Genomic DNA, 11,091 nt, shown 5'->3' on the forward strand with positions numbered 1-11,091 from the left:
CACCATGAGCATCTTCGGCGCGATGAATATCGCCTACACCGGGCTCGTCGTGGACCGCAAATGGTTGGACGCGGTCTCGGACAACATCTCGAACATGAACAACGTCAGCCGGACCGACGAACGCGCCTTCCAAGCCCGCTACATCGTCGCCCGCGCCAACCAGTACGGCAACAACGGCGGAGCCTATGTCGCCGGGACGCACTTCGGCGACCCCCAAGGCCGAGTCGTCTCCGACCCCACCCACCCGTTGGCGGACGCCCAGGGCAATGTCCGCATCCCCGACATCAACCTCTCGGACCAGATGGCACATCTGATCCTCGCGCAGCGCTCCTACCAGGCGAACCTCGCCGTGGTGGAACGCAGCCGGACCATGTACGAAGCGGCGATCGGAATCGGCAAGTGACCTTCTCCATTCCTGGCATCTCCACGATCCCCTCCTTCGGGATCGGCGGCGTCCGTGACCTGACCGGTGTGGACAAACTCACCACACCCTCCGCCGTCGGCTCGCCCTCCCAAGGCGAGTTCGGCGCGATCCTCGCCCGCAAGATCGGCGAACTCGACGCGCTGCACCGCACCAGCGACACCCTCGCGGTCAAAGCCGTCACCGGCGACCTGACCGACATCCACGACTACACCATCGCAGCCAACGAAGCCACGGTCGCCACCCAACTCGTCGTCAACGTCCGTAACAAAGCCGTCGAAGCCTTCAACGAGATCATGCGGATGCCCCTGTGAAGAACATCAAGTTCCAAGCCGTCCTGGGGCGCGCCAAAGGCGTCTTCAACGGCTTCACCCCCGGTCAGCGCGCGGTGACGGTCATCGCCGTCGTCGTGGCGATCGTCGGTGCCATCGTCTTCGTGAACTGGGCCAGCAAACCCACCATGACCCCCATCTTCACGAACCTGTCCAGCTCGGACGCCGCCGCGATCTCCACCAAACTCAAGGAGACCGGCGTGCCCTACGAACTGGGCAACGGTGGGAACAGCATCCTCGTCCCCTCCTCACAGGCCGACCAGGCCCGGCTGGACCTCGCCGGCGCCGGCCTCCCGCAGAACAGCCCCGACTCCAAGGGCTACGGCATCCTCGACAAATCGAGCCTGGGCTCCAGCGACTTCCAACAGAAACTCACCGCGAAACGAGCCATCGAAGGCGAACTCGCCAACACGATCAAACAGATCGACAAGGTCCGCGACGCCAAGGTGTACCTCGCCCTGGGTGAGAACTCGCCCTACCAGGACGAACAGACCAAACCCTCGGCCTCGGTGCAGGTCACCATGCAAAGCGGCGCCAAATTGCAGACTGGACAGGTCGACGCCGTCGTCCACCTGGTCAGCTCGGCCGTGCCGAAACTCGAATCCTCCGCCGTCACCGTCACCGACGCCCTGGGCACCCGGTACACCGAAGAAGGCGGCGGCGTCGGCGGACTCGACGCCCGCGCCGACCAGGTCCGCGCCGTGTCCGCGCAGAAGACCGCCCAGGTGCAGAAATTCCTCGACACCATCGTCGGCCCCGGCAACTCCACCGCCAGCGTGCAGGCCGACCTCGACTTCGACAACACCAAGGTCGAACGGCAGGAATACGTCCTGTCCAAGGCCGGCGACCCGCCGGTCGTGGAACAACGCAGCACCGAGAAGATGACCGGCGCCTCCGGCCAGGCCGTCGGCGGAGTCCTCGGCCCGGACAACATCACCGTCCCCGGCCTCGACCAGGGTTCCAGCAAGAACGAATACACCAAGGAAGACTTCACCAAGCAGAACCCGTACGGCGTGCAGAAGACCACAAAGGACCTCGCCAAAGGCTCCATCAAGAAACTCAACGTGGCCATCGCCCTGGACGCGAAGAACGCCGGCATCTACAACGCCGCCGAACTCAAACAACTCCTCGGCGCAGCCGCCGGGATCGACCAGGCCCGCGGCGATGCCATCGAGGTCAGCAAACTCGCCTTCGACACCAAAGCCGCCGAAGCCGCCAAGGCCAAAGCCGACGCCGAAGCCGCCCAAGCACGTCAGGGCGAACTGATCGACCTGGCCAAGAACGCCGGACTGGTGCTCCTCCTCCTGCTGGCCCTGCTGATCGGCTTCCGCAAGAGCCGCAAAGAACCCGAAGTCGTCGACCTGGGCGAACTGCCCTCCGCCACCGCAGGGGAACTGCCGCCCACCCCGGTCGACCCGCCGCTGGAGTACTCCCTGGAGTCCGACCCGCTGCCCGTCATCGAGGCCACCCCGGTCGACCCGCAGAGCCAGGCCCGCGTCCTGGCCCGCGAAGAGATCGGCAGCCTCGTCGAAGAAGACCCGGACGAGGTCGCGCGCCTCCTCCGCGGCTGGATATCGGAACGGAACTGATCGATGACCGTCGCACAGATGACAGGCCTGCGTAAGGCGGCCATCCTCCTCGTCCAACTGGGCACCGAGCACTCCGCCCAGATCATGAAGATGCTCCGCCCCGCCGAGGTCGAAGCACTCACCGCCGAGATCGCCCGCCTGGACAGCGTCGACGTCGACACCCTCGACGAAGTGCTGGAAGAGTTTCGGCAACTCGCCCAGGCCCGGCAGTACTACGTCCAAGGCGGGGTGAACTTCGCCGAAGAGGTCCTCATCGCCACGATGGGCCAGGAACGGGCCCACGAGGTCATGCAAAGGCTCACCGCGAGCCTGGTCGAAATGCCCTTCGAATTCCTCCGCCGGGTCGACGCGAAACTCATCCTGTCCTACCTGCAGGACGAACATCCCCAGACCGTCACCCTCGTGCTGGCCCACATGCAGCCCGACGCCGCGGCCATCATCCTGTCCGGGCTCGCCCCGGAGGTCCAGGCCGAGGTCGCCCACCGGCTGGCCATCATGGACCGCACCAGCCCGGAAATCGTCAAACAGGTCGAAGCCCACCTGGAAAGACGACTGTCCACCCTCGTGCAGGCCAGCGACTACAGCAATGTCGGCGGCCTGAAATCACTGGTCGACGTCATCAACCAGTCCGACCGGACGACCGAGCGGCTCATCCTGGAAGGCCTGGAGAAGAGAGACCTGGACCTCGCCGAAGAGGTCCGCGCCCACATGTTCATGTTCGAGGACATCGTCGGCCTGGACGACCGCGCCGTCCAGGTGGTGCTGCGCAAGGTCGACTCCAAGGACCTGGCAGTGGCGCTCAAGGGGGTCCGCGAGGACGTCCGCGAGAAGATCACCCGCAATATGTCCGAACGGGCTGCGCTCTCCCTGGCCGACGAGATCTCGATCCTCGGCCCGGTGCGGCTCAAGCAGGTCGAGGAATCCCAGGCCGTGGTCATCCGGCAGATCCGGATGCTCGAGGAAGCCGGCGAGATCGTGGTGAGCCGCAGCGGAAGCGACGAGTTCGTTGCCTAACCAGCTCCCCTCCCGCGGCTACGTCCTCCGGGGCGAGGACCAGGTGTCCCCGATCCGACCGGCACGTATGTCCGCCGACCTGGCCTCCACGACCTATGTCACCCCGGGGCGGGCCGACCCGCGCCTGGTCGACCCGCACCTGGAGGCCGTGGTCGAACAGGCCGCGATGGAAGCCCGCGCCAGAGGCTTCCGGGCCGGCCACGCCGCCGGTTACGAAGCCGGCCGCCAGGAAGGCCTGGCCCTGATGCAGGAACAGGCCCGCCTGCTCGCCGAACGCGACGAGATCGACCGCACCCGGTACAACGCCTACATCGAGGACCTGGTGACCCGGGTCACCCAGGCCGCCCAACAGGCGGTGCAGGTGCAGACCCCCACCCTGGACGAGCTGTACGACCTGATCGCCACGATGACCGTGGAACTCGCCGAGTCCCTGGTAGGACACCACCTGCAGGTCGACGGCTGCGGTGCCAAGGACGCCCTGATCAGGGCGATGTCCGGCGTGTCCCGCGGGGTGTCGGTCACCGTACGTCTGCACCCGGACGACCTGGCCCAGATCCAGGAGTTCGTGCAGGACGTCCCCGAATGGGAGATCACCCGACTGGTGGGCGACCCCGGAGTGGAACTCGGCGGCGTCCTCGTGGAAGCGGAGAACCTCGAGATCGACGCCCAGTACGGTCCCGCCTTCGAACGGGTCCGCAAGGTGATCCGCCCATGAGAGCCCTGATGGAACAGCTGTGCGCGGCCGCCCGCCCGACGATCAGCGGCAAAGTGGTCAGCGCGGTCGGCCTGTCCATCGAGATCGCCGGCCTGGAACTGGGCGTCGGCGAAGCCGTGCGCATCATCGGCGACGAGGGCCCGATCATGGCCGAGGTGGTCGCCCTGGGCGACGGCCGCGCCACCTGTATGCCGATCTCCGACCTGCGCGGAGTCCGCTCGGGATGCCCGGTGCAGTCGACCGGCGGACCCCTGAGGGTGCCGGTCGGTCGGGGCCTGCTCGGCCGGGTCGTCAACGCCCTGGGCGAGCCGATGGACGGCCGGGGCGCGCTGGGCAACGTCCAACTGGTCAGCTCCACCGGCATCCCCCCGGCGGCGATGCAACGCGACCGGATCGACACCCCGATGCCCCTGGGCGTCCGCGCCATCGACGCGATGATCCCCTGCGGGCGGGGTCAACGCCTCGGGATCTTCGCCGGCTCCGGCGTCGGCAAGTCCAGCCTGCTGTCCATGATCGTGAAAGGCACCACCGCCCCGGTGTGCGTCCTCGCCCTCGTCGGGGAGCGCGGCCGTGAGGTCCGCGAGTTCGTCGAAGGCGACCTCGGACCGGAAGGCCTGCGCCGCGCCGTCGTCGTCGTCGCCACCTCCGACGAACCCGCCCTGGTCCGGCTACGGGCGGCGTTCACCGCGACCCGGATCGCCGAATGGTTCCGCGACCAGGGCCAGGACGTCGTGCTGTGCATGGACTCGGTGACCCGCGTCGCCATGGCCCAACGCGAGGTCGGCCTGGCCTCCGGTGAACCCCCCGCCACCCGCGGCTACCCGCCCAGCGTCTTCGGGCTGATGCCCCGCCTCCTGGAACGGGCCGGGACCGCCCCCACCGGCAGCATCACCGGCCTGTACACCGTCCTCGTCGACGGCGACGACCTGAACGACCCCATCGCCGACAACGTCCGCTCCATCCTCGACGGCCACATCGTGCTCTCCCGGCGGCTGGCCACCTCCGGACACTTCCCCGCCATCGACGTCCTCGAGTCGATCTCCCGTGCGGAAAAAGCCATCACCACGCGGGAACAACGCGCCGACTCGGTGACGATCCGCCAACTTCTCGCCGCGAAACGCGACGCCAAGGACCTCATCGAGATCGGCGCCTATGTCGCCGGCAGCAACCCGCAGGTCGACCGGGCGCTACGCCAGTCGACCGATATCGACGGCTTCCTCCGCCAGGACCTGGAAGACCTGACCCCGGCCGAGACGACCTGGTCATGGCTGCACCAGCTCGCCGCCGCCGAGTGAGGAAAGACCCGTGTCCGGCAAGGCCCGTCGCCGCCAACTCGCGACCCTGCTCAGGATCCGACGCCTCGAGGAAGACCTCGCCAAGGGCGAACTCGCGGCAGCGAACGCCCGGATCCGGGCCGCCCACGACCGGCTGAGCCTTGCCCAGGAGAACTACCAGCGAGAAGTCACCCCGCCGGAGTCCTGCGATGTCAACCGCTTCCGCGCCCACCTGGCCCACAGCACCTCCGCAGCGGCGATGGTCCGCGGCGCCGAACGCGGCATCACCACCGCCGAATCGGAAGCCGACGAGGTCCGCGACAAAGTACGCCTGGCCCGCATCAAGAGCCAAGGACTGGAACGACTCGTGGAACGAGTGGACGCAGCCGCTTTCGCCGAATCGCTCGCAGCCGACCAGCGCACTGCCGAAGAGAGTAGAGCAGGTGTCTACACGAAGGGGCGTCATGGGCGTTGACTTGTCAGGTATCGGCGCGGTCCAAGCGCGGATCGCCGAGATCCAGGCCAAGTTCTCCGGCTTCGGTTCGCCGGTGCAACCGGGCACGTACAGTGCCGACGGCGCACTCAACGGACGAACCGCCTGGAACTACAAACTGCAGGATCTCATCGGCCGCGACTACAACAACACGAAATTCCCCTGGTCCGGCGTCAACGTCGAGATGGGCCCCACCACCGGCGGGAACGGCCTCGGTGGAACCTTCACCTCCGGGAACACCCGCGTCGGCGGAGCCACCACCACCAGCAGAGCCGCACTGGCTGGCGGACTGGCCACCGCAGCCGGCGTCACCGGCGCCGCCGTGGTCGACTCCGCGAAGAAATACCTCGGCGTGCCCTACGTGTGGGGAGGCACCACCGCCGCCGGGCTGGACTGCTCCGGCCTCGTCCAGAAAGCCTACGGCGACCTGGGCATCTCGCTGCCCCGCGTCGCCGCCGACCAGGCGAAGATGGGCACCGCAGTGCCCTCCCTGGCCCAGGCCCGCCCGGGCGACCTGCTCGCCTTCGGCAGCCCCGTCGACCACATCGCCATCTACGTCGGCAACAACCAGATGATCGCCGCCCCCCAACCCGGCGAGAAGGTCAAGATCCAGAGCGTCTACGCCACCCCGGTCGCGATCCGCCGAGTCGTCCCCGACGGCCCCGACCTGTCCAGCGCGGCCCGCATCGGTTCGGCGGCCTTCACCGCCGGACTGACCGGCGCCACCGGCCCGGCCGGTTCCGCACTGGCCCAGGCACCCGCCCAGTTCCGGGCACTCTTCCAGCAGGCCGAAGCCCGGTACGGCGTACCGGCGACCTTGCTGGCCGCCGTCGCCAAACAGGAGAGCGGCTTCAACCCCGGCGTGGTCAGCCCGGCCGGAGCGATCGGCCTGATGCAGATCATGCCGGGCACCGCAGCCGGACTGAAGGTCAACCCGCGCGACCCGGCCCAGGCCGTCGACGGCGCAGCCCGGCTGCTGCGCGACAACCTCCGCACCTTCGGATCGACCCAGCTCGCGCTCGCCGCGTACAACGCCGGGCCCGGCGCGGTGAAGAGATACGGCGGGGTTCCGCCCTACGCCGAGACCCAGAACTACGTCCGGCGCATCATGGCCGACAGGGGAGTGACCGTATGACGATCCGGGTGAACACCGAGAAGCCGTCCCTGATGCCGGTCGAGGGATACCGCCTGCCCGAGCAGACCGCCGGCGGCGAGTCCTTCGCGAAGGTGCTGCGCTCCCGTCAACGGGTCGGCGACCTGCCGGCCCCGCAGACACGTCCGGCCGCGGACCGTCCGATGCCGGTACGGCCGGGCGCGCCAGGCGCCGGGGGCACCGACCGGATCACGTCGGGTTCGAGGGAGACACCCGGGGCACCGACGACAACGACAACGTCCGGAGAACCCGTCGAAGGAGCCGACGCCGGTCTCGGCCAGGCCGGCGACGCCTCTGCGGTCCCGGTGGCCGACCCGATGGTCCCGACCGCCGAGGCACAGAGCGCGGCCGTGGTCACCGCGGAACTCGCGGTGATGCTCCGGCAGCAGTCCCTCCTGGGACGGACGGTCACCTCACCCGGTGAACAGACGACACCGGCCGCCGGGGCGGTTGCTCCTACGGTCGGGGTCACTCCGGGGGCCCCGGCCGAGGTTCCGATGGCACCGGTGAACCAGCCACTCGGCGGACAGCACACCGCGATCCCCGGCGGAGACGCAGCATCCGCGCCCCAGACACCGGGTCCGACGCTCGTTCCCGGCGTCCCGGCCGACGAACCGCCGACCGTCGCAGCCACGCCCCCGCAGCCTCCGGCCGGCGCACCGCCGATGCCTCCGGCTGCCGCCTCGCCCGCACCGGCCTTCCCGGTCGCGGACACCACCCGAAGCACAGGGCCTCTCCCGTACGAGGAGCCTGCCCCGACCGCACTGCAGGCGACGGCCCCGCCCTTCCCCGCGCCTCCGTCCGCCGTCGCAGCGCCCCCCGCCGGCACACCGGCCACACCGGGACTCCCGGTCTCCGACGGGCCCGCACCCACCGCCGAGTTCGGACCGGTACCCCCGCCATCCGGCCCGGCAACGGCCGCCCGCCCCGAGAACACGACAGATGAGGGCGCCCCCTCCGCGACGACCCCCGGACCTGCGATGGCACCGGACCCGTCTCGGACGCAGCCCCAGGCCACCGGCCGAAATGCGGCTACCGTCGAAGGACAACACCCGGAAGGGACAACGACCCTTCCGCCGACAGGCACCTCGTCCGTCCCGGCGACCTCTCTTCCCGACCCGGCCACGGCCCGAGGCGGCGCCGAGGAGAGCAGCGTGACGGGCGCCCCGACCCGGCTCACGCCCACGGCGCGTCCGATCACGGACCCATCGGCCGGCTACCTGTCCTCCGACCGGGACCCGCTCCTCACCCCGCCACCATCGGCCACCGACGTCCGCCCGCTCGCAGGGGCGAAGGACCCGGCCCGACCGGACCCGGCGACCGCACCCCCCACCGACCGGCCGACCACCCCGACGCCGCCGCCCTCGGCGACACCACCGGTCGTCCAGAGCCCGCACGCGCCGGCCGTCACCGCGGCGAGCCATCACGCGCCGGCCCAGGCCGCGGCACCCCCTGCCCCGGTGCACAGCCAACTGTTGACCGCTATCGCCCCGGTCATCCAACGACGGGACGGCTCCTACAACGTCGAACTGCAACTCGACCCGGCCAGTCTGGGCCGGGTGAAAGTGACCGTGACCATGCAGGCCGGGGAGATCTCCGTGCAGATGCAGGCCGCGGATTCGGGCGCGCGCGACATGTTGCGCCAGAACATGGATCAACTTCGCGACCAACTGGCCGATGCAGGATTCGGACGTACGAGCGTGGACGTGGGCGATGGCTCACGTCAGGCCTGGCAGGATCCGCGTGGTCAGCAGCCACGTGACCCGTCGGGGCACACCTCGACCCGGATCGACCGCACCGGAACTCCTCTCCCCGGTGATCGACCTGCGGCGTCGGAGACCACGGATGGTTCTGGCCCGCTCGACCTCCAGCTGTGACAGGGAGAGACCATGAGCATCCCGATCTCGGACCCGCGCGGAACCTGGGACCCCACATACCGGTCCCCGGTCATCGACGGGAAGACGTACAAGCCGCCGACGACGGAGTACCTGAAGGACAAGGACGGCAAGATCGTCCTCGGCCAGGACGGCAAACCGATCCTGGTCACCAAACCCGCCGAGGGGATGGAAGGCCTGACCGGACGTTCCACCGTCGGCAAGAAGCAGGGTGAATTCGACGGGGAGATGTTCCTCAAGCTGCTGATCGCGCAGCTGAAGTATCAGGACCCGAGCAAACCGACCGATTCCAGCCAGATCATGCAGCAGACCGCGACCCTGTCGATGGTCGAGCGGATGAACGTCATGGCGAAGACCAATGAGGACACCAACAAGACCTACACCAGCATGCTTGCCGAGCAGAGGATCTCGGCGGCGGTGGCTCTGGTCGGTTACAAGGTGGAATACGGGATCGATCCCAATGACCCCACTAAGACCGCCGTCGGTGTCGTCGATTCGGTCAAGTTCGACGGCACCGGGCCGATACTGTCGGTGGGTGGCAAGAACGTCCCTTATCAGGACGTCACCAAGGTCATGACGGCCACGAGCGGCACGTCCTCCACCGGGACCACCACGACCGGTGACCCGTCCTCGACGGGTGGTACGTCCTCGACAGGCACAACCCCGCCTGCTTCTTCCACCGCCTGAGCGTGACCCCCCACCGCCCCGGCATCACATTCTCCACGACTTGCTGGCAGTTAGGGCCTGTTCAGGCTCCCTGAAGACGAAGGACACGCATTCATGCTTCGTTCCATGTACTCGGCCGTCTCCGGTCTCCGCGTCCACCAGACGATGCTGGACGTCACCGGTAACAACATCTCGAATGTGAACACCTTCGGCTTCAAGACCGGCCGGGCCGTGTTCGAGGACAACCTGTCCCAGATCATCCGGGGTTCGTCGGCGCCGGTCCCGGCTGCCGGTGGCGGCCCCGGTATCGGTGGTATCAACCCGGCCCAGGTGGGTCTGGGTGCCCGCCTCGGCGCGATCACCAATATCTTCAGTCAGGGTGGTCTGCAGGTCACCAACCAGACCACCGATGTCGCCATCCAGGGTGACGGATTCTTCACGGTCGAGAAGGCCGGTGCGAACTTCTTCACCCGTAACGGCGCTTTCAACTTCGACACCGACGGCAACCTGGTCACCAGCGACGGATCGTATGTACTCGGGTATATGTACGCTCCAGGCGACCGTCTGGGTGCGGACAAATCTGAAGCTGCGGTCGCTGCGGCGTTGGCGAAGAATGTGATTCTGGACAAGACCGGTGCTCCCGCAACGGTTCCGCTGGACCAGACCACTCTGCAAGCCGTTCCGCTCAAGCTGCCCACTGCGCTCGTCAAGGGCTTCCGGGTCGGTGACACCGAGGCGCAGGACGTTCAAGGCGGCGGGACGACGTGGAAGAACTTCGTGCTCGGTGGAGACGGGGCAGTTGGTGGCGCTGCCGCCAACGCTGACCTGGCTCTTGAGTCCTTCCAGATCAACAAGGACGGCAAGCTGGTCGGCTCGTTCTCCGACGGCACCAAGCGAGTCTTCGGCCAGATGGCGCTCACCACTTTCAACAACCCGCCCGGTCTGGAGAAGGTCGGCGGTTCGATGTACCGCCAGACGAACAACTCCGGTGTGCCACAGACCGGTATCCCGGCTCAAGGAGGGAAAGGCACCATCGAGTCCGGAACCCTGGAGATGTCGAACGTCGACCTGGCTCAGGAGTTCACCAACCTGATCGTCGCCCAGCGTGGTTTCCAGGCGAACTCGAAGGTCGTCTCCACTTCCGACGAGGTGCTTTCCGACCTGATCCAGATGAAGCGCTGATCGTGATGCGTTGACCTGTCAGCGCCGACCGCACACTGCGGGGTGCCCCTCGATCATGAGAGGGGCACCCCGCAGTGTCAGTTCGGTGAGGGGAGGATCATTTCCCTGCGGGTTTGTTCTTCTTCTTGGGCTTGTTCTCGGGGAAGAGGGGCTTGTCCGCTGCGCAGGTGGCTCCCTGGGCGGGCAGCTTGCCGTCGACCAGGTAGGACTGGATGGCTTCGCGGGCGCACGTGCTCGCGGCGCTGCTCCCGTGGCCCCATCCGTTCACGGTGAGCAGGCGCGCGCCGGGGGAGAGCGCGGCCAGTTTCTTCGCGTTGTCCAGCGGGGTGGACGGGTCGTGGGTGTTGTTGACGATGA

General features: G+C 67.9%; 12 protein-coding genes. 11 read left to right on the top strand and 1 reads right to left on the bottom strand.

Going from position 1 to position 11,091, the window contains the following annotated elements; genetic code table 11:
• The first annotated feature begins 4 nt into the window (after window positions 1–4).
• From AUCHE_RS06560 to AUCHE_RS06610, 11 genes are all read left to right on the top strand, one after another.
• A complete protein-coding gene (locus AUCHE_RS06560; protein ID WP_006502499.1) occupies window positions 5–403 on the top strand; it encodes a flagellar basal body rod protein FlgC in 399 nt (132 codons plus the stop codon).
• On the top strand, window positions 400–735 hold the full coding sequence (locus tag AUCHE_RS06565) for a flagellar hook-basal body complex protein FliE (protein ID WP_006502500.1): 336 nt from the start codon (window positions 400–402) through the stop codon (window positions 733–735). The genes AUCHE_RS06560 and AUCHE_RS06565 overlap by 4 nt, the downstream gene beginning before the upstream one ends.
• Window positions 732–2,342, top strand: a complete 1,611-nt coding sequence (fliF, locus tag AUCHE_RS06570; RefSeq protein ID WP_006502501.1) for a flagellar basal-body MS-ring/collar protein FliF — start codon at window positions 732–734, stop codon at window positions 2,340–2,342. The genes AUCHE_RS06565 and fliF overlap by 4 nt, the downstream gene beginning before the upstream one ends.
• Before the next feature lie 3 nt (window positions 2,343–2,345).
• The gene (gene fliG, locus AUCHE_RS06575; RefSeq protein WP_006502502.1) at window positions 2,346–3,356 is read left to right on the top strand and encodes a flagellar motor switch protein FliG; all 1,011 of its coding nucleotides are present in this window, start codon (window positions 2,346–2,348) and stop codon (window positions 3,354–3,356) included.
• Window positions 3,349–4,071: a FliH/SctL family protein gene (locus tag AUCHE_RS06580; RefSeq protein ID WP_006502503.1), complete on the top strand. Its 723-nt coding sequence runs from the start codon at window positions 3,349–3,351 to the stop codon at window positions 4,069–4,071. The genes fliG and AUCHE_RS06580 overlap by 8 nt, the downstream gene beginning before the upstream one ends.
• Window positions 4,068–5,366, top strand: a complete 1,299-nt coding sequence (locus AUCHE_RS06585; RefSeq protein WP_040321768.1) for a FliI/YscN family ATPase — start codon at window positions 4,068–4,070, stop codon at window positions 5,364–5,366. The genes AUCHE_RS06580 and AUCHE_RS06585 overlap by 4 nt, the downstream gene beginning before the upstream one ends.
• A gap of 10 nt (window positions 5,367–5,376) precedes the next feature.
• On the top strand, window positions 5,377–5,820 hold the full coding sequence (locus AUCHE_RS06590; RefSeq protein WP_006502505.1) for a hypothetical protein: 444 nt from the start codon (window positions 5,377–5,379) through the stop codon (window positions 5,818–5,820).
• Window positions 5,810–6,973 carry a lytic transglycosylase domain-containing protein gene (locus AUCHE_RS06595; RefSeq protein ID WP_006502506.1) on the top strand — a complete coding sequence of 388 codons (1,164 nt, stop codon included), beginning with the start codon at window positions 5,810–5,812 and terminating at the stop codon, window positions 6,971–6,973. The genes AUCHE_RS06590 and AUCHE_RS06595 overlap by 11 nt, the downstream gene beginning before the upstream one ends.
• Complete coding sequence (locus AUCHE_RS16570; protein ID WP_006502507.1) at window positions 6,970–8,868, top strand: flagellar hook-length control protein FliK; 1,899 nt, start codon at window positions 6,970–6,972, stop codon at window positions 8,866–8,868. The genes AUCHE_RS06595 and AUCHE_RS16570 overlap by 4 nt, the downstream gene beginning before the upstream one ends.
• Window positions 8,869–8,880: 12 nt before the next feature.
• Window positions 8,881–9,573, top strand: coding sequence for a flagellar hook assembly protein FlgD (locus AUCHE_RS15575; protein WP_006502508.1), 693 nt, complete (start codon window positions 8,881–8,883; stop codon window positions 9,571–9,573).
• Window positions 9,574–9,666: 93 nt separating this feature from the next.
• Window positions 9,667–10,734 (top strand): flagellar hook protein FlgE, encoded by a 1,068-nt coding sequence (locus AUCHE_RS06610; protein WP_006502509.1) that lies wholly within the window; start codon window positions 9,667–9,669, stop codon window positions 10,732–10,734.
• Window positions 10,735–10,831: 97 nt separating this feature from the next.
• On the opposite strand, the gene AUCHE_RS06615 is transcribed toward AUCHE_RS06610, so the two are convergent.
• Window positions 10,832–11,091 (bottom strand): alpha/beta hydrolase (locus AUCHE_RS06615; protein WP_006502510.1); only part of this gene is annotated, 260 nt, incomplete at its 5' end.

It is taken from the genome of Austwickia chelonae NBRC 105200, from assembly GCF_000298175.1.
In the GTDB taxonomy this organism is placed as follows: domain Bacteria; phylum Actinomycetota; class Actinomycetes; order Actinomycetales; family Dermatophilaceae; genus Austwickia; species Austwickia chelonae.